This is a genomic window from Brevibacillus fluminis, assembly GCF_003710825.1.
Taxonomy (GTDB): Bacteria; Bacillota; Bacilli; order Brevibacillales; family Brevibacillaceae; genus Brevibacillus_D; species Brevibacillus_D fluminis.
In genome coordinates, this window is sequence record NZ_RHHQ01000010.1 from 52,820 (window position 1) to 77,488 (window position 24,669).

20 protein-coding genes are annotated in these 24,669 nt (G+C 52.5%); 7 read left to right on the top strand and 13 right to left on the bottom strand.

What is annotated here, in order from left to right:
* Positions 1-65 precede the first annotated feature (65 nt).
* On the top strand, positions 66-1,373 hold the full coding sequence (locus EDM56_RS13205; protein ID WP_425456309.1) for an NCS2 family permease: 1,308 nt from the start codon (positions 66-68) through the stop codon (positions 1,371-1,373).
* A gap of 46 nt (positions 1,374-1,419) precedes the next feature.
* Here the strand turns inward: EDM56_RS13205 and EDM56_RS13210 are convergent, their stop codons facing one another.
* From EDM56_RS13210 to EDM56_RS13240, 7 genes are all read right to left on the bottom strand, one after another.
* The gene (locus EDM56_RS13210) at positions 1,420-2,088 is read right to left on the bottom strand and encodes a hypothetical protein (RefSeq protein WP_122918389.1); all 669 of its coding nucleotides are present in this window, start codon (positions 2,086-2,088) and stop codon (positions 1,420-1,422) included.
* A gap of 121 nt (positions 2,089-2,209) precedes the next feature.
* Entirely contained in the window at positions 2,210-2,782 is a 573-nt protein-coding gene (gene thpR / locus EDM56_RS13215; protein ID WP_122918390.1) for an RNA 2',3'-cyclic phosphodiesterase, read from the bottom strand.
* An 86-nt stretch (positions 2,783-2,868) separates the two neighbouring features.
* Entirely contained in the window at positions 2,869-3,924 is a 1,056-nt protein-coding gene (locus tag EDM56_RS13220; RefSeq protein WP_122918391.1) for a hypothetical protein, read from the bottom strand.
* A complete protein-coding gene (gene surE, locus EDM56_RS13225; RefSeq protein ID WP_122918392.1) occupies positions 3,921-4,724 on the bottom strand; it encodes a 5'/3'-nucleotidase SurE in 804 nt (267 codons plus the stop codon). The genes EDM56_RS13220 and surE overlap by 4 nt, the downstream gene beginning before the upstream one ends.
* Before the next feature lie 182 nt (positions 4,725-4,906).
* Positions 4,907-5,851, bottom strand: a complete 945-nt coding sequence (locus tag EDM56_RS13230) for a S8 family peptidase (protein WP_122918393.1) — start codon at positions 5,849-5,851, stop codon at positions 4,907-4,909.
* Positions 5,852-5,931: 80 nt separating this feature from the next.
* Positions 5,932-6,354: a tellurite resistance TerB family protein gene (locus EDM56_RS13235; RefSeq protein WP_281274957.1), complete on the bottom strand. Its 423-nt coding sequence runs from the start codon at positions 6,352-6,354 to the stop codon at positions 5,932-5,934.
* Between the two features lie 115 nt (positions 6,355-6,469).
* Positions 6,470-7,789, bottom strand: coding sequence for a hemolysin family protein (locus tag EDM56_RS13240; protein WP_122918395.1), 1,320 nt, complete (start codon positions 7,787-7,789; stop codon positions 6,470-6,472).
* 478 nt (positions 7,790-8,267) lie between these two features.
* Here EDM56_RS13240 and EDM56_RS13245 point away from each other — a divergent pair, with 478 nt between their 5' ends.
* From EDM56_RS13245 to EDM56_RS13255, 3 genes are all read left to right on the top strand, one after another.
* The gene (locus EDM56_RS13245) at positions 8,268-9,935 is read left to right on the top strand and encodes a DNA repair helicase XPB (RefSeq protein ID WP_122918396.1); all 1,668 of its coding nucleotides are present in this window, start codon (positions 8,268-8,270) and stop codon (positions 9,933-9,935) included.
* 52 nt (positions 9,936-9,987) lie between these two features.
* Positions 9,988-10,557, top strand: a complete 570-nt coding sequence (locus EDM56_RS13250) for an RNA polymerase sigma factor (RefSeq protein ID WP_122918397.1) — start codon at positions 9,988-9,990, stop codon at positions 10,555-10,557.
* A gap of 112 nt (positions 10,558-10,669) precedes the next feature.
* Entirely contained in the window at positions 10,670-11,998 is a 1,329-nt protein-coding gene (locus EDM56_RS13255) for a hypothetical protein (RefSeq protein WP_148040387.1), read from the top strand.
* Between the two features lie 59 nt (positions 11,999-12,057).
* Here the strand turns inward: EDM56_RS13255 and EDM56_RS13260 are convergent, their stop codons facing one another.
* The 3 genes from EDM56_RS13260 to EDM56_RS13270 form a co-directional block, all read right to left on the bottom strand.
* Positions 12,058-13,347 (bottom strand): amidohydrolase, encoded by a 1,290-nt coding sequence (locus EDM56_RS13260; RefSeq protein ID WP_122918399.1) that lies wholly within the window; start codon positions 13,345-13,347, stop codon positions 12,058-12,060.
* A gap of 247 nt (positions 13,348-13,594) precedes the next feature.
* Positions 13,595-14,590 carry an ABC transporter permease gene (locus tag EDM56_RS13265; RefSeq protein WP_122918400.1) on the bottom strand — a complete coding sequence of 332 codons (996 nt, stop codon included), beginning with the start codon at positions 14,588-14,590 and terminating at the stop codon, positions 13,595-13,597.
* Complete coding sequence (locus EDM56_RS13270) at positions 14,590-15,447, bottom strand: ABC transporter ATP-binding protein (protein ID WP_246009378.1); 858 nt, start codon at positions 15,445-15,447, stop codon at positions 14,590-14,592. The genes EDM56_RS13265 and EDM56_RS13270 overlap by 1 nt, the downstream gene beginning before the upstream one ends.
* 214 nt (positions 15,448-15,661) lie before the next feature.
* Here EDM56_RS13270 and EDM56_RS13275 point away from each other — a divergent pair, with 214 nt between their 5' ends.
* On the top strand, positions 15,662-16,465 hold the full coding sequence (locus tag EDM56_RS13275) for a GDSL-type esterase/lipase family protein (RefSeq protein WP_122918401.1): 804 nt from the start codon (positions 15,662-15,664) through the stop codon (positions 16,463-16,465).
* Here the strand turns inward: EDM56_RS13275 and EDM56_RS13280 are convergent.
* Complete coding sequence (locus EDM56_RS13280) at positions 16,423-17,649, bottom strand: MDR family MFS transporter (protein ID WP_122918402.1); 1,227 nt, start codon at positions 17,647-17,649, stop codon at positions 16,423-16,425. The genes EDM56_RS13275 and EDM56_RS13280 overlap by 43 nt on opposite strands.
* A gap of 272 nt (positions 17,650-17,921) precedes the next feature.
* On the opposite strand from EDM56_RS13280, the gene EDM56_RS13285 reads away from it, so the two are divergent.
* Positions 17,922-18,899: a ketoacyl-ACP synthase III gene (locus EDM56_RS13285; RefSeq protein ID WP_122918403.1), complete on the top strand. Its 978-nt coding sequence runs from the start codon at positions 17,922-17,924 to the stop codon at positions 18,897-18,899.
* An 86-nt stretch (positions 18,900-18,985) separates the two neighbouring features.
* On the opposite strand, the gene EDM56_RS13290 is transcribed toward EDM56_RS13285, so the two are convergent.
* Complete coding sequence (locus EDM56_RS13290; RefSeq protein ID WP_246009372.1) at positions 18,986-19,831, bottom strand: YtnP family quorum-quenching lactonase; 846 nt, start codon at positions 19,829-19,831, stop codon at positions 18,986-18,988.
* A gap of 61 nt (positions 19,832-19,892) precedes the next feature.
* Entirely contained in the window at positions 19,893-20,186 is a 294-nt protein-coding gene (locus EDM56_RS13295) for a hypothetical protein (RefSeq protein ID WP_122918404.1), read from the bottom strand.
* A gap of 203 nt (positions 20,187-20,389) precedes the next feature.
* On the opposite strand from EDM56_RS13295, the gene EDM56_RS13300 reads away from it, so the two are divergent.
* Positions 20,390-24,661, top strand: coding sequence for a GGDEF domain-containing protein (locus tag EDM56_RS13300; RefSeq protein ID WP_183192423.1), 4,272 nt, complete (start codon positions 20,390-20,392; stop codon positions 24,659-24,661).
* Positions 24,662-24,669 lie beyond the last annotated feature (8 nt).

Consider the following 24,669-nt stretch of genomic DNA (forward strand, 5'->3'; position numbering starts at 1 on the left):
GGCGGCTCCCCTGGAGCTATGTCATGGGTGGGAGAGGGGCTTTACTTTCGAAAGCAGGTTAAACGTTGCATAAATGGAATCATAAGCTTTTTGATTTAGCCGGACATCAGACAACCTGGCAACGGGAGATGATGGCCGGAACGGTCTCCTTTTTTACGATCGTGTACGTGCTCGCTGTCAATTCGGCGATCTTGGCAGACGCCGGTATTCCGCTCGCAGCAGGGAACATCGCTACGGTTCTGACGGCATTCGCCGGCTGCCTGTTGATGAGCCTTCGCGCAAATGTACCGATCGTGCTCGTTCCCGGGATGGGCATCAATGCGATGTTTGCTTTTACCGCGGTACAAGCCATGGGACTCACGTGGCAGGAAGCATTGGCTGCCGTTTTTGTTTCCGGCATTCTGTTTACGATTTTGTCGTACACCAGCTTAGCGGCAAAAATTGCGGAATCGATCAGCGAGTCGCTGAAGGAAGCCATCACTGTGGGCATCGGTTTGCTCCTCACGTTGATCGGCTTGCAAAAAGGCGGAATCGTTGCGGCCAGCCCGACGACATTCGTGACCTTGGGCAACTTTTCTGATCCGCACGTGCTGTTGACGCTGCTCACACTTTGCATCGCACTCGTATTGTTTGTCCGCAAAGTGCCGGGAGGTTTCCTGATCACCGTCATTGTGGGCACGGTTTTGTCAATTGTGACAGGCCAAACGAATGCTGCGAACACTGCTTCAAGCAGCTTTTCTGCAGCGGATTATGCGTCTGTTTTTGCAGGATTTTCGTTTGCCGGCATGTTAAAACCCGCTTTCTGGATTGCCACCTTCTCGTTCACGCTTGTCGTCGTGTTCGAGAATATAGGACTGATCCATGGTTTTCTCGGCATGCTGGGGAAAGAGGCGAAGTTCTCCAAAGCCCTGCAGGCGAACGCCTTGTCTGTCATGCTGGCAGGCATTTTCGGCAGCAGCCCGACCGTTTCGACGGTAGAGAGCGCCGCTGGCATCGCCGCTGGAGGCAAAACCGGGTTAACCAGTCTGGTCACAGGCTCGCTGTTTTTGGTTTCCCTCCTGTTCCTGCCTTGGATCAAGTGGATTCCAGACAGCGCAATCGCTCCTATTTTGATTATTATCGGCGGGCTGATGGTGCAGAGCATCCAGAAAATCAACCTGCAAGATTTTTCCGAAGGGTTCCCAGCCTTCCTCATTATCGCGCTAATTCCGCTTACGTTCAGCATCGTCGATGGGATCGCCTTTGGCTTTATCGCGTATCCTTTGCTGAAAGTGGCGATGGGAAGAGCTCGTGAGGTAGCTACTCCCCTTTATGTCATCGCAGGTTTGTTTCTGATCAATTTTGCCCTGCATGCGCTTGGCACCGCTCTCTGATGGCGCGAGCCCACCCCCTTTCCTTGTAACAGGAGAGGGGGTGTTTTTATTCCTTCCTACCGCTCGCCAAATACGCGTAGTTGACCCAAACCATCTCCTCGATCCCCAAAATCTCCTTGAACAAATCGACGGAATCGTACAAAACCGACCCACCCGTTTCTTCCTCCACCTCTGTCAGCACGTGGATGTCGAACAAAGAGCGGAGCTGGGCAATCTGCTTGTGCGACAGGAAGCGGCCAAAGCAATGCGGGCGGAACCTCGAGATTCCTTTCAACACTTCGCGTTTGAACGGTTCCGAACGAACCACCTGATCCAAAATCGTTTCATACTCCAGCCGCAGCTGCTCATTCTCCCAAAACTCATCAATTTGTTCCACCTCGGGATGCCGCTTGGTGAACAGGCATTCCGCCAGCTCGATGTCGAGCGAATAACTGATCGTGGCGGATGTCGTCTCCGTTCCGCCGTCAAAAAGTCGGAATCCCCACCCGCTTTCCTCCGAGTCGTGGAACCAGAGCAGCGGGACATAATGGCTCGATAAGCCCAGTAAAAAGCTCATGGTCTCCGCCCGCTCAATGCACTCGTCCTGAAGGAAAAACGCGTTCCAGTCATTGTTGACGCGCTTGTGGAAAAATGGCTGCTTGGCTTTTGGCAGCGTATGTATTACTTTCGGCTCATACTTACGCGGGTATAAGATACCGGTTGTAAACTCACTCATCGAATTCACACCGCTTTCTATCGCAGATTGGAAACTACCTACTATGTACCCGAACCAGCTGCTTGGAAAACCAGGTTGTTTATTTGCTCTTTCATTATTTTTATTCCAGACCAGCTTGGTTTTATGAATCGAGAAGCTTTTGGAATCGGCTGGTGTGGATGACGGTATGCACCGCCCCCTCCGGACGCAGCTCAGAGCGGAACAGATGAACCTCACGCGCTTGCCAGCGTGCAGGCGGCATCTCTAACAGGCGCTCATCCCATTCGAGCAAAGGAAGCACGGGCACATGCGGTCCACGGGCCAGCGTGATGTGCGGATGGTACGGACGACGATCATAATGCAGTCCCTCGTGCAAATCAAATCGTTTGCCCAACAAGAGATGCAGCTGTGAAAGCACCTTGCGCTGGCCATTTAAGCCCAACCAGAGCACGCGCGGTTTTTCGGCGCGAGGGAAAGCCCCGAATGAGCCGAGGACTAGGGTAAAAGGTTCGATGATGGAGCTGACCAGATCCATGTCTTTACAAATGAGCGGGATCAGCGAGTCCTCTACATCGCCGAGAAAATGAAGTGTCAAATGCAGGTTGGCTAGCGGCTGCCACCGGTCAGCACCGATTTCTCCCTTCAGCTTATCTTGAATACGGGTGATGGATTGGATCGCGGTATCAGGCAGCTGCAAGGCAACGAATAAACGCATGCGGACATCCTCCCAGTGAATAAGAAATAGGCCCAATCAATTCGATGGGCCGCATGTGTTTTCATTGTGTTCTATTTATATCCATTTTATGTATGCAAATACGGTTCACCTTCGATGCCTTGCCGCTTGGCAATGGCAGATAGTCGATCCGTAAACGAGTCATCCAATTCGAGATGGTACAGCTTGCCACGTTCATAGCGCAAAATTGGATATGCGCCACAGGCAAGCGGAGAAGCATCCACGGTTTCCACATAAGTGGGCAGCGCATAAAGGAAGCGGGCGAACGGATTGGTTTCATCCTCTTTGGTATGCACCACTTCAAAAAGCGGATACAGCATCGGCGTGACGAACAGCCACAGCACGCCTTGCTGCTCTCCCGCCCAAATCGTGAACGCGGATTCGCGAACCTCGCTGCGTGAATGTCTGCGCATCACCAGCACCGCCTGCTGCACCGTATGCATCAGGCGAGCCTGCGCGTCTTCCTCGCCTTCCTCTCGCACCCATTTGGCATAATCGAACAAGTAAGCAGTCCCTGCCTGCTCAAACACGTCCTCTGCGAGATCGCCAGCGGCAATCGAGATCAGCCCTTCTTCCTTCACCTCATCGACACTGGTCGGCTGCATCTCGTGCTCATTGGGCTCATCGTCGTATAAATAGCGGATCAGTTCGAGAACATGAGCCTGTTCAGCACCGGAAAAATTGCACGTCTCCGAAAAAATATGGGTGATTTCGCCGTCCGCAAAAGACAGATAGTGAATCGCCAATTCAGGCTGTTCGATCATGCTCAGCGCCATGTAGCGCTCATCGTCCTTTTTGATATCGAGCTTCAACGGGAAGCCGAGCGGTTCTTGCGGATCGGCTAGGGTCCAAATCACTGCCAAAAGTGCACCCTTGTATGCTTTGAACTCTACTGAAACCGCATCCCGTGTAGCATCGGAAAATGCATCGATGCTTTCGAACACGAGAAACAGCTCGACATCGCCTTCGCTGTTCACCCGGGCAAAATACGGGAGCCCTTCATCACGGACATGGTGGTACAAGTCAGAAAAGGCAGACGGTTCAAGGACTTCCCCCATCGTGAGGGAAGATGGCGACGCAAGCGTCGGGTCTGGCGAAAAAACAGGGCGAAACGACTCACTCACTCCCCGTTCTCCCCTTTGCCAAGCCCCTTGATCGATGGCCAGCTGGCAATGTCAGCAAGCAGCGTGCGATCCGTCGCATCGATGTGGACTGGAGTGACCGTCACATACCCCTGCTTCATTAACCAGTAATCCTCATCTGTATCCGTTATGACCTGATCCGGATATTCGCGCTGGAGCCAATAACCGCCTTCTTGGTGATGGTATACATCGGCATAATGGTGCAGCGAAAGTGAGGCGGGGCGAACTCCCTTGATGTCGGCAAGCGGTAGATGCGGCACATTCACGTTCCAGAACACATCAGCAGGCAATGAGCGCAGGCGTGCCTTCTCCGCCAATTCCGCCAGAATCGGGCTGACGATTTCTTTCGCTTGGCCATAATCCTCCCCATGGAAAAAGTTGTCGTACGACAGCGCCACCGCCGGCACCCCTAGAATCACCGCCTCGCGCGCCGCGCTGCATGTCCCAGAGTAGTAAATGTCCCGTCCCAAATTGTTGCCGACATTGATGCCGGAAAACACGATGTCCGGCTTCTCTTCCCCATATAACAAAAAGTAGGCGGCCTTGACGCAGTCAGCCGGATTCCCATTAACAGCCCACGCTTTTACCGGAAGTCCATAAAACTCATGTTCCTTAGGCGCAAGCGCCTCCCGATACGTAATGCCGTGGCCGACCCCACTTTTTTCCTCTTGGGGTGCTACTACATGAATCTCCGCATCCGGGATGGCGAGCAACGCTTCAGCAAGCACACGGATTCCTTGGGCATTGATCCCATCATCATTCGTAACCAAAATTCGCAACATCCACTATTCCCTCCTCGTACGCTTGCGGTCAGTGACTATCAATCGGATGGCCAATTCCCGTTCACACATGATCACCGCCATGCGGACTGGAAAGGGCTTCCGAACGAAGTTTTTTTTACTGTAGCATTCTTGGAGAAAAAAAACCACCGCTCACGGTGGTTTCGTCTAGGACTGCTGTGCAATTACGCCCGCTTGCGCTGCCTGCCGCTAAGCTGGAGCGCTTGCAGGCCGGAAACATGGGCAGCGGCCATCGAGGTGCCATCCAATACGCGGTATCCTTTATTCAGCCAAGTGGATTTGATTGCAACACCAGGAGCGTACGTCCTGACTTTGCGTCCGCGCGAGCTGAATTCAGCCAACCGGCCTTGCTGATCAATTGCCCCGACTGCGATCACATTCCGGTATGCTGCAGGGTACTCGACCACACCGCCGTTGTTCCCAGCCGAAGCGACCATGATAATGCCTGCACGAGCCGCCTGATCGATGACATGCCGCATGACAGGGGAATCATCGCTCGTGCCAAAGCTCATGTTGATGATGTGCATCTTGTTTTCGATTGCCCAGCTGATACCCTCGGCAATATCGGCAACTTCCGCCGCCCCTTCTCCATTAAATGCGTGAAGATCGTATAACTCAACGCCGGGAGCGACCCCGACGATTCCTTTGTTGTTCATCACAGCTGCAATGGTACCTGCCACATGCGTGCCGTGCCCGTTTGTTTGGGACGATGGCCCCGCAAGCGACACGCCACCTTTCACTTGCCCTTGCAAGTCAGGATGCTTGCGTGAAATGCCAGTATCAAGCACGCCCACGCGGATCCCCTCGCCCTTTGTCCGTTCCCAGAGCGCGGGTGCCCCTATGTTTTCCACTCCCCATGGTATGGCATCAGTCTCGGCTTGACTTTTCGAGACAGCCGGCGCATGAAGCTTCACTGTGATATTGTCCGACACCATAAATTTGACTTTTCCCAATTGCTTTGTCAGCGATTCAACATATTCCTCCGGCAAAACAATCGAGCGCAGTGCTTCCAAATGGCGCAGCCCGAAAATGATGGCCTGCTCCTTGGCAAGACACTCTGTGCAATGATGATAGCTTTGCTGTGACAAAAGTGTGAGAATCTTATGCACCTGTTTACCCCTCCGACAAAGGAAATCCCTTTTTTGTTCATCGTATGAGCATGACAGGAGCTGAGAACCGGTCGATTCGCCTATTCTCCCACAATTTGTTGCCAACGCTCGCGCCACACGATGCCATCGGCAATCCAGCTTTCCACTTGCTCTTGCTTGTCAGCCGGAATTCCGAGGAGCACGGCGATGCGACGAATTTCGCATTGCTCAGCGACGGAGAGCTTGCGGTCAATCAAAGCGATATGGTACAGCTGCCGTATCACAGTTAGTTTGGATGTCAAGTCAAGCGGAAGCATCTCCTCGACAATTTCTTCCGGCGATTTTGGATGGTCCAAATCGTCCATCAATACTTGCCGTTCGCGCAAGTTAAAATGTTCGTTATTGACCATCTGCGAAATGCTTGTCATCTCTTTCATACCCATATATCCATCCGCATGACCGACGCAAATCATTAAACGGATTGAAGCAAATAGTAATTGTTTATCTTTAATTAATGTTGGCAATCTGTATCACTCTCACTTTTTTATTCCTTTTACTAATTATACGATCAAAAAAGAAAACGGTTGCAAAAAATTGTGTCAGACTACAAAACCCTTCCCCGGTAATTGCAGGGAAGGGTTAATTTTCCACAATTGGAGCCGGTAGCTTGCGGATCAGCACACGGGTAATGCGATAATGGTCAACCTCGGTGACCTCGAATTCGTACCCATCCTTTTGAACAACATCGCCGACGACCGGAGAATGATCAATCTGCATATAAATCCACCCTGCTAGCGTGTCCACCTCGGACGATTCCAGGGTAATCTCGAGAAAATCGTTAACCTCTTCCAACAGCATGCGGCCATCGAGCGAAAGATCGTCATTCGTCCGTTCGATTTCCGGACGCTCGTCATCGAATTCGTCCTGGATGTCTCCAACGATTTCCTCCATTATATCTTCAAGCGTCACCAGACCTGCCGTCCCGCCGTATTCATCGATCAAAATGGCCAATTGGCCGCGCTGTTTTTGCAGCATCGTCAACAAGGTGCTGATCGAGATCGTTTCCGGTACACTGAGAACGGGACGCATGATGTTTTCCAGGTCCTCGCTCCTGTCCTGCAAGACAGAGGTCAACAAGTCTTTGATGTGCAGGACACCTTTCACATGGTCCTTATCGCCGTCGACCACTGGATAACGGGTGAAGCGGCCGTTTCTCACTAGCTCGACATTGTCCAGAAACTGGTCACGCAAGTTCAGAACAGTCATATCAGTTCGCGGCACCATGATTTCGCGCGCCATCGTCTCGGAAAAATCAAAGATATTATCCACCAGCATCAATTCCGTTTGATCGATATAGCCACTTTTATGGCTTTCGTTGACCAGAATCCGGATCTCTTCCTCTGTATGGGCCGCTACCTGCACTTGCGTCGAAATGCCGAACAGCCTCAAGATCAGATTGGCCGACCAGTTGAGAAATGCGATGAACGGGTACATGATGCGATAAAACCATTGGATCGGGCGCGCCACATGCAAGGAGACCCACTCCGACCGTTGAATTGCAAGCGACTTGGGGGCAAGCTCGCCCATCACAATGTGCAGGAAGGTAATAATCGCAAACCCGATGATCCCGGAAATCGTCGTCATCCACGGCTCGCCGACACCAAAATAATGGAAAAGTGGTTCAAGCAGATGGGCGATCGCCGGTTCACCCAGCCACCCAAGCCCGAGAGAAGCGAGAGTGATGCCCAACTGGGTCGCAGATAAATATGCGTCCAAATGGTGGATCAGCCGCTCCACATGCCGAGCCTTTGCATTCCCCTCGGCAATCAGCTGTGTAATGCGGGACTCGCGCACTTTGACCACAGCGAATTCGGTTGCCACAAAAAAACCATTCAAAAACACCAGAATAAGCACGAACGCGAGCCGCAGCAAAACGCTGCCTAAGCCATCCTCGATCATCACACAGCTTCCCCCTCTCTCTGCTCGTATGTAGGGGTAGTTTGTCCGATCTGGGGCCGCTTTATCGCAACAGGAAAAGCCCTGCGACGCTCCTTTTCAGACCGCGCAGGACTATGGCTTTTTGCTATTGAATTCGGATCAGACGACCTTCCATTCAGCGAATCACTATGTGCAAGACCTTACGCAGGAAAACTCCTTTCTTGTTGTTGGAAATCAATCACGCTTCAGTGCTTTCTCACCAACGACCACACAGGTGCTGTCCGGCTGCCCTCCCTTTCCAAAAGATCCAGCGATTGAATCGCTGTAGGTACATAGTACAAAATTTTCTGAATCTTGTAAATCATTTTCTTAAAATAGGCTTCATATTTTTACAACAGCTTGTTCCTTTTATTGGCCTTGTTTTTTCGGGCGTTTTTTTGTCCTTTGGTTCATGATTATGGTACGATATGACTAGTAAATCAATGAGGTGAACGAACGCATGGCGCACCACCCTCATCTTCCACTCATCGTGCAAAGCGATCGAACGGTTCTGGCTGAAGTGCAGAATCCGCTATTCGCCGAGGCGACCCGATCGATTGCGCGATTTGCCGAGCTGGAAAAAAGCCCGGATTACATCCATACCTACAAAATCACGCCACTTTCTCTCTGGAATGCAGCAGCCAGCGGAATGACGGCCGACCATATTTTGGACGTGCTCTACTCCTACAGCAAATTCGATGTGCCGCTTTCATTAGTCGCAGAGATTGGCGAGCAAATGAAGCGCTATGGCCTGATCCGGCTGGAAAAGCATGAGGAAGCGTTGCTGTTGAAAAGCGATGATGACCACGTATTGCCACAACTGTTCCGTTATCCTTCGCTTGCACGTTATGTGGAGGCCGAGCTGTCCGATTGTTGTTACCGGATCGCTACAGCTGCACGCGGGGAAATCAAGCAGGAGCTGATTCGACTCGGTTATCCTGTGGTTGATTTGGCTGGCTATGCCGCCGGGGACAGTCTACCTTTTCAATTAAAGCCTGTGAGCGCAAAGGGACCGTTTCAACTGCGCCCGTATCAAGCGGAAGCGATTGAAAGCTTCTATGCGGGCGGTACCGTTTATGGCGGAAGCGGCGTGCTTGTGCTACCGTGCGGTGCAGGCAAAACCATCATCGGCATCGGCACGATCTGCAAGCTGCAGACGGCCACGCTAATTTTGACGACCAATACAACATCGGTCCGCCAGTGGATTGCCGAGCTGCGCGATAAGACCAACCTCGATCCGGAACTGATCGGCGAATATACCGGTGAGAGGAAAGAAGTCAAGCCGATTACGGTGGCTACGTACCAGATGCTGACGTATCGCAGCCGAGAGGACCAAGAGTTCCCGCACATGAACCTGTTTACCGGCGACCACTTCGGACTGGTGGTTTACGACGAGGTTCATCTGTTGCCCGCGCCTGTTTTTCGCATGACGGCTGGTATTCAGACAAAACGACGTCTCGGCCTGACTGCTACGCTTGTTCGCGAAGACGGTCGGGAGTCGGACGTCTTTTCGCTCGTCGGCCCGAAAAAATATGACATGCCTTGGCGGGAGCTGGAAGCGCAAGGCCATATCGCCCAAGCTGTTTGCAAGGAGGTGCGCGTCCCGATGCCTCCGCAGACGCGCGAAGCATATGCCTTCGCCTCGGCTCAGCAAAAGTCACGGATCGCTGCTGAAAATCCATACAAGCTAGAATGGTTAAAGAAATTGGTGCGTAACCATGCCCATGATCGTATACTCGTTATTGGGCAATATCTGGATCAGCTGGAGCAGGCAGCAGAAGCGCTCCAGGCCCCGCTCATCACCGGAAAAGTGAAGGAAACGGCGCGCGAAGAGCTTTATAGCGATTTTAAGGAAGGAAAGCTCCAAGTGCTGGTCGTTTCCAAGGTGGCAAATTTCGCCATCGATCTTCCGGATGCAAATGTTGCCATTCAACTTTCCGGCACATTCGGTTCCAGGCAGGAGGAGGCGCAAAGGCTGGGGCGTATTTTGCGGCCAAAAGAGGCGCAGAATCAAGCCCATTTCTATACAGTGGTGACGAGAGATTCGCGAGACCAAGATTTTGCGAGGCAGCGCCAGCTGTTTCTCGTAGAGCAAGGCTACCAATACGAAATTTTTGAAGCAGATTGAAACGTTCCAAAAACTATCACGTCAGATAAAGGGAAGGGAGGCTGGCAGGTCGATGCAAACCGATAGCGACATTATCCAACGGATTTTGCAAGGCGATACTGAAGCTTACCGGGAAATCATTCAGCGCTATCAGCACATGATTTTCGTGTTTATCTATAAAATGGTAAACAATCATTCCGATGCGGAGGATCTTACGCAGGAAGTGTTCGTGAAGGCGTATGAAAAACTATCTTCCTATCGCGGCGACAGCCAATTTTCCACGTGGCTGCACACATTGGCCCGGAACCGAACGATTGATTTCATACGGCGCCGCAAATTCCACGATTCCGATGACCAGCTAGCCTACGTGCCGTCGCAGGTGCGGCACGAATCGCCACAGGAATCGCTCATGGTAAAAGAACGCATTCGTGAGATCGAATCGGCTTTCGGCAAATTGTCCGAGTCTTACCGCGAAGTCATCGTGCTGCGTTGCACGCATGAGTATCCATTCGACAAAATTGCTTCACTCCTCGGAGTGGCAGAATCAACGGCCCGCGTCCGCTACCTTCGTGCTCGCCAAGAACTTGCGAAACTACTACAACATACGGAAGGAGGGCTCGTTCATGAATTGCCAGGAATTTAGGAGCAAGTGGGAACATTCCATAGATGACGCTGTATATGAGCACATAGAAACGTGCGAGGATTGCCTCAACTGGATCGAAACATCCACAAGTGCATTAGAGGAGGCGATGTTCTTGAAAGAGTATCCCGCTCCCTCCGCCCAGCTCGAAGACCGGATTATGCAAGCCATTTACCAAACATCCGGCACCAATAACGTGCCGCTTTCAGCGACCGTTTTGCCTGCCGCCGGAGACATTCAGGTGCAAAAGCCGAACAAACGACGTTTTTTCGTCCCTACATGGGTAGCCGCCGCTGGTGTGGTCGTCGCTGTCGGCTTGATCGGTGCCCCGTTTCTGACCGGAAATCAAAGCGAGCAGTTTGCCGAGGTTGCTTCCTCTCCACCATCCGAGAGCCAAACCCAGGGCGGAACAACAGCGAATGAAGCTGCCCAGCCTAAGTCTGCACAGCCATTGATGGCCCCGACCACAACAGCAAATAACGCGCAAGCCGAGCAGCCTGCCGCCGCAGCAGACCAGCTAGCGCAGGCATCGACCGAAACGGAAGCTGCATCGGCTAACAAAACGGCAGCACAGGCAAAAACAGGGGCAGGCGGAGATGTCAATGCAGCAAACGCGAAAAAAGTGGTGCCACTTCTGACTGAGCAGGCAGCTGGTCTAAAAGTGCCTGCCGCAGAATCAAAAATCGCAGCTGCGCCTAAAACCGCTGCCTCGGCCTCCACACAGGCATCAAATGCGCATGCGGCATTGACTGCACGGAGCAAAACGCCGCCAACGATGGCCAACAAACAAGATGCGACGCCACCAACGGCTGCTGATACCACTGCGCCAGCGATCGCAGATAGCAAGCACGCCATCGCATCGATCCAAGGAGAGAACGGTAACACAGTGGCTGCGTTTGTCGGACCGCAATTACCAGAGAAGCAACCCGATTCGACACTGGCAGAAGCGGGAGAGTTAACGGCGAAGCAGGCGCTGGGTCCTGAAAACCCCATCACGCTTTCGACCTTCAACGACGTCGAAACAGCTGTACAAGCATCGGATCTGCCTGTACCTACGTTGGCAAAGCTGCCTCCAGACTATACTTTGAATATGTTGACGGTGCAGTACGAGTCGCAGACGAGCAAGCACGTCACCAACATTCAAACGATCTATCAGCTGGCAAACAGTGGCAAACGGATTACGATCGACACGACGCTGCAGCAAGGAAAACGCAGCTTGTCCGTTCCCGGGGAATTCAGCAACACTCAGGTATTCCAGATCGACGGGGAGCAGGCAATCGGCGTCACCTTCAAGGACAGTGCGGAGCCATCCGCCAACAAGAGCGCGGTCTACTACCAAGCGGTGAAAGGCGGACATTCCCTTTACATCGTTGTAACCGCCGACGGCATCCCGCTCAATGACTTGATGGAAATGACCAAGCAAATCACCTGGAAAACGAAATAACCGACTGCCTGAAAAAAAGCGACGAGCCTGGAATCCAGAGCTCCTCGCTTTTTTTGTGCTCAAATGCCCTCAACGATCCGTTTTGCTCGCACCGCCACCTGCTTCAGCAGCTCCTCTTCATCAATGGTGGTCAACTGCCGATTGCGCATGAGTACCTTACCGTTGACGATCGTCGTGTCGACGTCAGACCCGTTAACGCCGTATGCGAGCAGCGACTCGAGATTGTGGAGCGGCTGCAAATGCGGCTTGTTTAGATCGACGAGAATGAGGTCGGCTTTTTTCCCTACCGCAAGCGTCCCCACTTGATGATCGATGTTCAACGCTTTCGCGCTGCCGACAGTGGCCATGCGCAAGACTTGACGAGCCGGAAGCACTGTCGGATCGCCACACTCCAGCTTTTGCAGCCACGTTGCTGCCTTGATTTCCTCAAACATATCGATGGTAGTGGCGCTGCCAGAGCCGTCCGTGCCCATCCCGACCGTGATCCCTTGCTCCTGCATCTGCCTCACAGGCGCGATTCCGCAGCCCAGCTTTGCATTGCTGACCGGATTATGCGAGACGCCGCCACGCATTCCTTTCAACAGACGAATGTCCTTGAGGTTCAAATGAACGCTGTGCGCAAGCAGGACGTGCAGCCGTTCGAACAGGCCGACATCATACAAATATTCCGTAGGCGTCCGGTTGTATGCCGCTCGGATTTTCATCACTTCTTCCGTCGTTTCGGCCAGGTGGACGTGGATCGGCTTGTTCATCTCCTCGGCCAGTTTTACAACATGCCGAAACGGTTCAGGCGGGCATGTGTAAGGGGCATGCGGGCCGAACATCGTAGTGATCCGCCCGTCTGCTTTCCCGTCCCACCGCTCAATCAAATCAAGGGCTTCGGCGAGTCGCCTTCCCCCGTCGTCTTCCAAGAACACCAGCCCTCTCGTCAAAGAAGCCCGCATCCCTACCTCAGTCACAGCTTGGGCGATTTCGTCCATATGAATATACATATCGGCAAATGCGGTCGTCCCTGATTTGATCATCTCCGCCATGGAGAGCTTGGCTCCCCAGTAAATGTCTTCCGGTGTCATCCGTGCCTCAGCAGGCAGCATCTTCTGCTCCAGCCACTCCATCAGCTTGAGGTCATCCGAAAAACCCTTCAGCAAGCTCATCGGCGTATGCTGATGCGCATTGATCAGGCCAGGCAACGCCACCATGCCACTCCCTTGGATCACGATGTCAGCCGGTTCGTCGATAGATGCTACGATCCGTTTGATTTCATCGTTTTCAATCAGGATGTCTCCTTTGACCGCCGGACCTTCCCCTTCCATGGTGAGAATCCAGACGTCTTTGATTACCGTTTTCATCAAAACACTCCTCCCAGTTCCCGTCTACTAGGAGCATAACGGATCACGCGACGTGAAGGTCAACCCGTCCTTATTTATGGAAAAACCGGATAAACGCCCCGGTACTCTCTGCTGCCGCCATGCTTTTTCACCTACCGTACAAAGTTTGCAAGCTTTAGACTTTAACGCTGCGTCAATGTTTAACAGCAACTTCAAGAAATGAAAAAGCGAGTTATGGCACTTTTCATGCCACAACTCGCTTGCTTGTTTACGACGTCACATCCCGTTTGATAAAAAAGGTATAGGCGACAATCAGCGCGCCCGTGCCCCAAATGCCCAGCACGGTCAAGGAAAAAGGCAGTGTCATGCCTTTGATCGGCGGCAACGTGCCTGCAAGATAATCGGTAATTTCCAAATTGACGTTGAACAAATACTTCGCAGACTCCCACGATGCAGCCATCTGCGTCAAAATCGTCCCGCTGATGAGGGCTGCCATCATGATGCCCATGCCCGCAGCCGCACTACGGACCAAGACCGACACCATTAAGGTGATGCATCCGACCACAATGCAGACGAACCAGGCCAGTCCGTACTGCATCAGCAAGTAATACCATTGGGGAACCATGAATACGCTGGAGGTGTCCAAATCCCCACCGACGACCTGAAATCCGGTCAACACCGGCATGTCCCATCCTTTGTAGCCAAAAACCACGCCTGACATCAGATAAGACATAAACAGGCTCAACACGACTGTGAGCGAAATGAACAGCAGCAGCGTCAACAATTTGCTGGTCAAGATTTTCCACCGCCGGATCGGCCGGGTCAGCAACAGCTTGATCGTCCCCTCGCTATGCTCCGACGAGACGATGTCCACCGCGAGCACGACGATGATCATCGGTAAAAACAGTGATACAGCCTGGTCCATGAAGCCTCTTGCAAAGGTCGGTCCACCGGGCGCATTCGGATCGATATCGTGATCCAAATAATACTGAAGCTGCGTAATTTTGATTTTGATAAAGTCGCGCCACTCGTCGGGCAGTCGGCTGGAACCAAGCCGGTTTTGCATGTCGGTTATCTGTTGGCCGAGCAGCACATGCCAATCCTTAGTTCCGAGCCGCTCCTCCGCCGTAACAGAGGAGCGGTATTGCGCATAGGTAAAAATCGGGATGAGAATCGCCAGAATCAGCACGACGACGAGGAAGCGACGCCGGCGCAGCAGCTTCAGCGTTTCATTATGTACAAGCCCTACCATGCCTTGCCCCATTACTCCACCCCTCCTGCCGTCAATGTCAGGAACAGGTCTTCAAGCGTCACCGTGCGCGTTGCGATGCCTTGCACCTCGATGCCGGCCTCGACGAGCACCCTGTTCGCATCGCTAATCCGTTCCGTGTCCATCTGGCATTTCACTTTCTCCGGCGTCGCCACCCATGCCTCCCTGACGTAAGGCAGCTTCTGCAACCGCTCGACCGCTTCCTTGACCCGCTCGGCAGCAAACGTCCACTCCACCTGATCCGCATATTGCTCCATCAAGCTTTTGACCAAGCCGACCGAAATGACTCGCCCATTGTTGATAATGGCCACCCGGTCACACATCATTTCGATCTCGGATAGCAGATGACTGGAAATAAATACGGCCAAATTCTCCTCTTCCGCCAGCCTGCGGATGAATTGTCTGAGCTCGCGAATTCCGGCCGGGTCCAGCCCATTTGTCGGCTCGTCGAGAATCAAGAGGCGCGGGCGGTGCAGGAGGGCCTGTGCGATGCCCAGCCGCTGACGCATCCCCAGCGAATACGTTTTGACTTTGTCATCGATGGCGCGCGTCAAATCGACGAACTCGATAATCTCCTCGATTCGTGCCTGAGACACGTTGCCGCTCATTCGCGCGAACGTTTCCAGATTTTCGCGTCCGGTCATGAACTTGTACAGCTCCGGATTTTCAACGATGCAGCCTACTTGTGCGATCGCTTGCGGAAACTGTTTTTTCAGGTCATACCCGCCGATGCGGATTTCCCCGCAATCCGAGTCAGCCAGTCCCACTAGCATGCGGATCGTCGTGGTTTTTCCGGCGCCATTGGGCCCAAGGAAGCCGAACACTTCACCGGCCACCACATCAAATGTCATATCATGAATGATCGTCTTGCCGCCAATCGCTTTTTTCAGACGGCTTACCGACAGAACGGTTTCTGCCAAGTTGTTCAACACCTTTCCCTGCTGCTTGCGCCACGCAGCCTGACTTTGCCTCGCAGAATATGGTACACTACCGAAGGTGAGAAGCTTTTCCTCATTATACCACTCCAATACCTTGAGTACACTTTGCGTTCGGAGGTGGCGCCACATGCGCACAAGCGGACAATTTCTCTGGCGTTTCACAGGGGCGCTTGCCCTGCTTTCCTTTCTCGTTTTGGCCGCGGGCTTTGCTTTTGCCCTGAATCCACAAATGGCTGCTCCAGGCAACGTGACTCCAGCTGCTCCCGGAGCAAACGGCACGACGACACCCGCTGCTCCACCAGTAATACCATCAGGCAAACTGAACATCGTAACGCTCGGCGACTCGCTCACGCGCGGCGTCGGCGACGCCAACGGCCAAGGCTATGTCGGGCTAGTTCGAGATGCGCTCGCCAAAAAAACGGGCCAAGCTCCGATGCTGACCAATTTCGCGATCAGCGGTCAGCAGTCGAATGCCTTGCTGGAGCAGCTCGAGCTAACACAGGTGCGCGCCTTGCTGCCCCAGGCCAATCTGATTTTATTCACGATTGGCGGCAACGATCTGTTTCAACAAAGCGGCGAGCTCGATGTGCTGGATGAAAAAAAATTGGCCCAAGCGCGAGAATCGCTTGCAGCCAATTTCAAAAGCATCGTCACGAAAATTCGTATGTTGAATCCGAATGCGACGGTTGTCTACCTTTCGCTCTACAATCCGTTCGGCAACACCCAAGCCGCAAAAGAAACGATCCGCCCCGTGTTGGATTGGAATGCGGAAGCCGAACGGATTGCCGCAAGTTTTCCCAATGTGCTGGTCGTCCCGACCTATGACTTGTTCGTCAAAAAGGAAGCGAACTACCTGTACACAGACCATTTCCATCCGAACGCCAAGGGCTATGCCCGCATGGCGGAGCGAGTCGTTCGGGCGCTCGAGTGAGCCTTGCGCTGGCCCATCCAGTAAAACAGGTTGCTTGCCGTCGATACGCACGCACAGGTAATAAACAGAGGGGCTCCGCCATACTGCGCGAGCAAAATGCCCCCCAGCCACGGGCCGAGAAACGATCCCAGGTTGCTGAAGCTTTTCGCGCCAAAATACGTGCCTCGCATATGCTCAGGCGCCAATCCGTCGATAAAGACGTCACCGGCCGTATAGGTGAGAATTTCTCCAATCGTAAAGACAACCATTGAAATGATGAAAACAGCCCAGTTGGTGGCAAAGGCATAGCCGATATCCCCCAACGCATAGGCGACATTGCCAGCGATGATCGAGGTCAGCGCTGGCCTTTTTTCCATCCAGCGGGTAAACGGATGCTGCAGCGTCACGACAGCGATCGCATTCACGCTCATCAACACCGCAAACAGCGCTGCACCATTCGGCATCGACATCTCCGTGAATTTGGACAATGTGCTCGACATTTGCGAATATCCGAAAGCACCAAGCGTCCCTCCCAAGATAAACAGGCGAAACGCCGCGTCCCCACTGATCACGTTCCATGCTTTCTTGAATGTGATCGGATCTTTTTTCTGCCCTTCGATCTGTTTGATGCCGAAATGGTTCAACAATCGCTGGAGCGAAAACGCGTAAAGCAGATAAATGATTGCGGTGACCGTGAACGGCAGCGCCGATGCCTTCATCGCCAAGAGCGTGCCGATCAACGGCCCTACTGCGACACCTACGTTGATCGCGGTATAGCGCAGGGAAAAGACGCGGAAACGCTTCTCAGGAGCCGTCACGTCCGCCATCAAAGCCTGGGAGACGGGTTCATAGAATGAGCGGCAAAGTCCGCCTAGCAAATTGAGCAGGAAGAAAAATAGTACGCCTTTTCCATATGCGAAACCGAGAAAGACGAATGCCCACACATAGAGTGCCCCTAGCATGACTCGCCGGCGTCCAATCATGTCGGAGAGTGCTCCCCCCACAAATCCGCCGATCATCCCCGCCAATGAACCCGCCCCGATGATCAGACCGATCATCCCGAGGCTCATGTCGGTGTTTTTTGATAGGTAAATAAACAAAAACGGCATGCTCATCGAGCTGGCTGCCCGAACAAAAATCGTCCCGATCACCAAGGAGTGGACAATCGGGTGAAACTCTTTGACAAACGACTTTAGCCTATCCATGCTACACCTCACAAGTACATGCAACGAATTAGAAAACCTGGCTGCGCCATGCTTTTGGCTTAAGCCGCGGTTGCACTTATACTGGATAAGAATTTTATAAATTCTTATCTGTATGAAAAAGTATTTTCCGAGAAAAATATATTTTCCCAATTGTAGTACGATTGTAGTACCAGGACTGGAAAAATGCAATTCCTCTTTTCAACGACAGCAAATTGTGTTATTTTAGTACCAGGTACTAATACTAGATAATAAAACGAACGGAGGTTTTTTCCATGCAATCACTGGCACGCATTACCGCAATCGGCTCCCACGTCCCTGCCGGCGTGATAACCAATGACGACCTGGCCGCGCTTGTGGACACCAATGATGAATGGATCGTCCAACGCACGGGTATTCGCGAGCGCCGAATCGCCCGACCTGAGGAATTCACCAGCCATTTGGCTATCGCGGCAGTTGCTGACTTGGCGCAGCGATACAACAAAGATTTGACTGACGTCGACATGATTTTGGTTTGCACCACGACACCTGACTACGCTTTTCCCTCCGTCGCCAGCATGGTGCAGGCCCATTTTGATATGAAGCATGCCGGGGCGCTTGATTTGAATGCGACCTGCGCGGGATTCGTTTACGGGCTGCAGGTCGCCAACGGCCTGATCACTTCGGGCATGCATCGCAAAATCCTCGTCATCGGGGGAGAAACACTGTCCAAAACGACCAATTATGAGGATCGCTCAACCTGCATTTTGTTCGGTGACGGCGCAGGTGCTCTGCTCATTGAGCATGACGGTGATCACGGCGGGTTCCTTGCTTCGATCAACAAGGCGGACGGAGCAGGCGGTAAACACGTCTACCGGACCGGACTTTCTACCACAATGGGCGATTTTCCAATGGAGGGTAATGGCAAAATTGTGCAAAACGGCCGTGAGGTATACAAATGGGCGGTGAGCACCGTGCCCGCCGGGATGAATGAAGTCGTCGATCAAGCAGGCGTTTCCCTTGATGCGGTGGACTGGTTCATTCCGCATAGCGCTAATATGCGGATCGTGGAGTCGATCTGCGAGCGCACCGGCTTCCCTGTGGAAAAAACGCTGACCAGCATGGAATATTTCGGCAACACCTCTTCGGCAAGCATCCCGCTCGCACTCGACCTTGGCGTGAAGCAAAACAAAGTACAGCCAGGCGATCTGATACTGCTGTACGGTTTTGGCAGCGGGCTGGTGCAAGCGGGTAGCCTGATTCGCTGGCAGTAAGCGTTCCCTGCGGTGTTTTGGCGTTTCCCCTACACAATCGAAAAAAGGCGCTGCCTAGCAAACTAGCAGCGCCTTTTCTCCATCTTCTATTTCTCTTCCACAACGATCTTCTCTACAATCTGCCCCTGCTCGTCCCACTTGAGCGCGCGATAGACGGCATCATGGTAAAAGCTGAACCAAGCGTTATCCGCGATCCCTTCCTTGATCAACTGCTCCTTGGCAAAAATGGAATCCATCGGATAATCGTCATAGGCCATTACCCACAGCGGATTTTGGTGTGCATGCGTTGGCAAAAGATCAGCCAGATGCAGCAAAAGCTCGCCGCCGCTCTCCATGCGGATAACCGCATGACCGTTGCTGTGTCCTCCGGTATGGGTCATCCGTATCCCGGGAATGATGTCCGTCTCCTTCCCGTATGTGATCACCTGACTCTCAATCGGACGCCAATTGTCCTCCCAATACGTATTGCGGGAGCGAATGTTCGGATTTCTCATCTCTTCCCACTCGATTTCCTGCACGTAAATCGCAGCATTGGCAAAGGTCGAGTACAGCTTGCCGTCACTGATCGAGACAAGGCCGTTCGCATGGTCGTAATGCATATGGGTCATCAGTACGATATCGATGTCATCTGTCGTAAGTCCCAGCGCTGCCAACGATTCGCTCACATTGGACTGTTGGACGACGCCGAAGTTGCGCATTTGCTTTTCGGTCAACCGATCTCGACCCAGCCCCGATTCAATCAGCATGCGTTTTCCCGCTGCCTCAACCAAAATCGGATCGGCTCGCAGCGGAATCTGGTTCAGATCGTTATTGGGGTATCGTTTGCTCCAGAGCGGTTTTGGTACGACACCGAACATCGCTCCCCCATCAAGCTGTGAAACGCCTCCGTCAAGCCAAGTCAGCTGGAACTCTCCCACTTGCAATCGATTCAATTGCCAACATCCTTCCTATCCATGAAGTTCGAAAAAAAAAAACACCCCGCAGGGCGCATGTTCACTTTTCCGTGATCATCACATGGTGAGCACAAGCAGCGACCTCTAGTAAAATATCGCTTGAAACCGCTTGCACTGTCAACTGTGTTTCCGTTTTCCGATGGATGAGTCTGAATTGGGCCAACTTTTCAGAGCCTTTGTACAAGCAAACCAATGTATGAACTGGATCAGCGCTGCCTCCAGCGATTAATGTAAGTCCGGGTGACAAGGAAAAGGTCCAATCTCCCAAACTAATCTTTTGTCCCTTCGCATATAAAAACTGACGCTTCCCGAGCAAAATGCCATTTTCGCTCATCATGTGCCACCTTCCGATCATCCAAAATAATTCGACGTGTTTTTATTTTGCAATGAATTTGCAGGAAAGGGAAGGGCTTCGACAAAACTTCTAATAACATGACAGAAATTAATCTGAAACGAAAGAGCTAGATACTTTTCTCAATTATTCATTTATATTAAGATTTACTTAGTATGAATTTATTTTTAAAACGGAGTGACAACATGGAAGAAACGGTCAACCTTCCTCAACGTTTATGCATGACGCTCGATCATCAGCCTGACCAATCCCTGATGACGATTCACGCGCCGGCATGGACCTATTTTTCCAAGAGCCGAATCGAGGAACGACTCCAAGGATGGAGCGCCCTTGCTGTTGGCGATGCGTTTCGGGTGCCTGTTGGGCAGCATTGGAAGAACGGGGATCTAATCGTTTCTCTGCCATCATTGCCTGAAGGATTTCTTCCGCTACCGCAGTTGACTTGGGAAGACTTCTGTATCGATTCGGTACAGACCATACTCAGAAAGATTGGCCAAGCGATGCAACAACTGCATGCCAATAATTTTTATATGGGAATGGTGCCGCTGGATTTGCTCTATGTTCATCCAATTTCACTTGAAGTGAAAATCGATATCCAGCCATTTCCAACCGCTCACCCGTTTGCGCATTTTATTTTGCCTGACTTTCCGCAGCCGTTAGTATCACGGTATGCGCGTTTTCCGGAATTTTCAGCAGTGGCAGATTTTTACGCATTCGGTCAGCTTGTTCACTGGTTCCTAAGCGGTACTTTCGCTCACGAGGCAGGTTTGAACGAACGGGAAGCCGCTGTGCTCCCCCCGCAACTCGCACGTCCCCTCGCCACCCTGTTGAAAACGCCGGAACGTTTCCATTCCCTGGCCGAAATTTGCAATCATTTGCAAATCAATATGAAACCGTTTCCTTTAGATGCACCTGCCACAGGACGCCACTCTGCCCTCCTCCATCCGATCAGCTCGCCGATTATGCCCAAAGAGCAAGCCAAGCTGCGCAAGTTTTTGCGGCAACCGTCCAAACGCTTTCTCGGTCTGTTTTGTGAGGATGTGGCCCTGCGTCATGACATTTACTTTCAGCATTTGACGGAAGTGACGGATCGCCATTTTTGGTTTGTGGTCAAATGCAAGCACTTACCGTTTTCTACCTTGCACGAGGTCATCTCGCGCTCGCTACATATAACAGCCGACATTCTCCCGTCGGCTCGCCCGAAACTGCAGCAGCTGGCACATCATTTCAGCCGCATCATCAATCAGCATCACGAGGGATTTCGCATCTACGCCGCCCTTGCCGATTGGGTGAACAGCTTTTTGCGTGAGATTTTACCGATCATCTCAAATCGAGCCATTTATTACGTATTGGAAGATTGCGAGCTGTTCGATGAGGAATCACAAAAAGTATTTGTTCACTTTTGGCAAAAGTATGGCAGTAAACTGACGGGTTTGCACATTTTGTTCAGCGGAAAACATAGACCGAGCCTCATTTCAGCCAGGATGATTACCTCACTGTCAGTCGGAGAAAAGACGCAGTCGCTCTATGAGCATCTTTTACTCTCACAACTCGGAAAAGCGGAGCCATCGCTTCTGGCAACACTGTCGGAAATGTTGGCCGCAGCAAAAGCGGACTTCCACCATTGCCCTCTTCTGCTAAGCGAATGGGTTCGGCAAGGCCACCTGCAATTCGGGACGGATGGCTGGTTATTGACACCGCAGGCTACGAGTGGAGATTGGCCGCAAGCAGTGCGCCCTATCATCACGAAGCGGCTGGCGAAACTGTCTGAAATGGAAAACAAGCTGCTCCGATTCATCGCCTGCTTACCGCAGCCGGTCCGGATTCAAGAGCTGCTTTCGGCTAATAAGGTGGAGACCTGTGGGTTGTCCACGGCACTCATTCGGCTTTCCCGCTTTGGGCTGCTCACCGTCTACAGCGAGAATCACATCTATCTCCACGCTGACATCGCCCAGCAGGTGTGGGAGGAGCGCGAAGATCTCGAGCGGCAGAGGTACCGGCAAAAGGCGCTGGAGATGCTGTACAGGGCGTATCCTGCCTCTCTGCCACCGCTGATTGAGCTAGCGCGGCAATCCTGCAACGAACGATTGCTCTATTTTTTTCTAATCAAGTATTACCGCCAAACCCGGTTCCTTTTGTCACTACAGGATCGTCTCAAGCTTCTGAATGAATTGCGTGCACTGCAATTGTGGCTGCAGCGGAACAAGATCAATTGCTGGGACCGCCAGCTGTACATGGTCTTCCTCAGCCTCAATCAGTTCACCGAAGCAGAGCAGACCGCGTTGCGCCTTTTCCAGCGCACTGGTGATGATTACGACCGCTTTTCATGGATGCGTGTCCAGCTGTTTTTGAACCAGGTGGACTTGCAGCAATTGAAGCACGAGCTGAGTCAATATGTGCAGAATCGGTCCAAACCGTTGCTTGAACGCTCACGCGCCGCCGACTTGCTCTTGTATACGGATTCGTTTTCTCCGCTTGGCCGAGAAGAAGCGCAGGCCATCGACATGTTTTACCGCAATGAATTTTACCCGCGGCGCAATGAGTTGTCGGTGCGCATTTTCGCTGAGTTTTCGATCATCTACACGATCATGCTATTTCAATATTTTCCGGAGCAGGAAGCATGGGCGTCGGCTCTCTTGAACAAGCTGGAATCCTTGCTGCAGACGTCACAGCACATCGACCTGTTGATCAATCTGTTCAACTGCTATATTTTCCACAGCAATGTCCACCTCTCCCGCACCTATAATCAGAGGCAGCTGGAAACCTCACGGCGGTACGGATACACGACCAAGGAGCAGCTAAGCTGCATCAATGGCATGGAGCTTTCCGTTTTTCACGGCGATTTGGCCGGGTTCCGCTACCATTTGGCACAGCTGCAGCAGACCGGCAATGTCAAGCGTTGGGACTTGCAAGAGCAGCTGCTGATGCACCAGCTTTTATACGCCTGCGAGTGGGAAGACTGGAGGACGTTTGCAGAAATCACGAGCCAACTGGCGCGCAAGCAGCTGACGGATTTCAGTCAGCAGCAGCAAGCGCTGTATGAGAGCTACGCTGCCTACCGCAGGCGACAGCCCTTACCTGAACCGTTCAAATGGCCGCTGCAAAACGAATTTTCGCTGTTTCAGGACGGGCTTTACCTCGCGGATACGGGAGAGATCGCGATGGCGCTGTACGCCTTCAAACAAAGCATCGCCATGAATGGGTACCGGCTGCAAAGCGGTTGGGCCTACCGCGAGCTCATCAGCCTCATGATTGCGCACGATTCCCCCGATACGGAATTGTGGCTCAACCGCTTTGAGGAGTTTATCTTGAACTATGGGTACCAGCTATTTTGGCCCGATTTGTACCGCGCGAATGCCGCCTGGTCGCTGAAGCGGGAAAACGCCCAGCGCGCCATGCTCTATTTGCGCAGGGCGATCAACGGCTATCAATTGATCGAAAAGACCGGCTTGCAGGTTCAACTCGGTCACGAACTGAAGCGGATCGTCAATCCGGCGCTTCCCGAGACCGTGCAAAAATGGGGCAATGACCCGATGCTTGCACAGCTGATCACAGAGCGCGAGCAATTCCTTCATCAATCACTCGACTTGTCTGTGATCATTCAGCTGAGCCAGCAAGTCACCAAATCGTTGGAGCTCTCCTCCACCATCCAGCGGCTGGTGCACGCGCTGTTCGAGTATTTTCCGATCCAACGCCTGTCCATATGCTATCGCCTGAACTATCGGACCGAGACGGATACATATTCCGCGTCCGGACTAATCGATGACGATGAGCTGTTCCGCTTCCAGATCGCAAAACGCAAGCTCGCCTGTCGTCGATATACGCTGTACCAGCGCGATCAGCAAGCGATTACACTTGAGGCATATACGGCCAAGATCGACGGCAATGAGCTGTCCCACATGGAGCAGTTTCTCTCCTTCATCAAGCCGCATATCGCCAATACGCTCTTGTATACCGAGATGATGATTGACGATTTGACCGGTTTTTACCAGCGTCGTTATTTTATCGAGCGGCTGACGCAAGAGTTCGGGGTCGCCAAGCTGTATGGCCTGGACTTGTCCCTGATCATGATCGATCTGGACAACTTTCGCCGCGTCAACGAGTACGGTCATCAGGAAGGGGATAAGGTGTTAAAGGAAATCGCGGCCCTAGTGCGCAGCTTGCTCCGGAAAAATGACATCCCCGGACGGTATGGCGGTGAGGAAATGCTTTTGATCCTGCCTAAGACGGATGGCAAGGTCGCCTTGAAGCTGGCGCGCGAAATCCGCCAGGTCATCGAGGAATCATTCGCATTCGGGCGCCCGTACGTGGTGACCGCCAGCATTGGGGTCTCCTCCCTCGAAACATGCAACGCCGCATCAGTCGATGAGCTGATCCGGCTTGCCGACGATGCCGAAATCAGTGCCAAAACAACGGGAAAAAACAAAGTGGTCGCCGCTTGGCAATCCACGGAATAACGCGATTC

Bases quoted from the DNA above. Each gene is read 5' to 3' on its own strand.
- EDM56_RS13210 (WP_122918389.1), bottom strand. From the start codon at position 2,088: ATGAGTGAGTTTACAACCGGTATCTTATACCCGCGTAAGTATGAGCCG.
- thpR (WP_122918390.1), bottom strand. From the start codon at position 2,782: ATGCGTTTATTCGTTGCCTTGCAGCTGCCTGATACCGCGATCCAATCC.
- surE (WP_122918392.1), bottom strand. From the start codon at position 4,724: ATGTTGCGAATTTTGGTTACGAATGATGATGGGATCAATGCCCAAGGA.
- EDM56_RS13240 (WP_122918395.1), bottom strand. From the start codon at position 7,789: ATGATCGAGGATGGCTTAGGCAGCGTTTTGCTGCGGCTCGCGTTCGTG.
- EDM56_RS13245 (WP_122918396.1), top strand. From the start codon at position 8,268: ATGGCGCACCACCCTCATCTTCCACTCATCGTGCAAAGCGATCGAACG.
- EDM56_RS13250 (WP_122918397.1), top strand. From the start codon at position 9,988: ATGCAAACCGATAGCGACATTATCCAACGGATTTTGCAAGGCGATACT.
- EDM56_RS13260 (WP_122918399.1), bottom strand. From the start codon at position 13,347: ATGAAAACGGTAATCAAAGACGTCTGGATTCTCACCATGGAAGGGGAA.
- EDM56_RS13265 (WP_122918400.1), bottom strand. From the start codon at position 14,590: ATGGGGCAAGGCATGGTAGGGCTTGTACATAATGAAACGCTGAAGCTG.
- EDM56_RS13270 (WP_246009378.1), bottom strand. From the start codon at position 15,447: ATGACATTTGATGTGGTGGCCGGTGAAGTGTTCGGCTTCCTTGGGCCC.
- EDM56_RS13275 (WP_122918401.1), top strand. From the start codon at position 15,662: ATGCGCACAAGCGGACAATTTCTCTGGCGTTTCACAGGGGCGCTTGCC.
- EDM56_RS13280 (WP_122918402.1), bottom strand. From the start codon at position 17,649: ATGGATAGGCTAAAGTCGTTTGTCAAAGAGTTTCACCCGATTGTCCAC.
- EDM56_RS13285 (WP_122918403.1), top strand. From the start codon at position 17,922: ATGCAATCACTGGCACGCATTACCGCAATCGGCTCCCACGTCCCTGCC.
- EDM56_RS13295 (WP_122918404.1), bottom strand. From the start codon at position 20,186: ATGAGCGAAAATGGCATTTTGCTCGGGAAGCGTCAGTTTTTATATGCG.
- EDM56_RS13300 (WP_183192423.1), top strand. From the start codon at position 20,390: ATGGAAGAAACGGTCAACCTTCCTCAACGTTTATGCATGACGCTCGAT.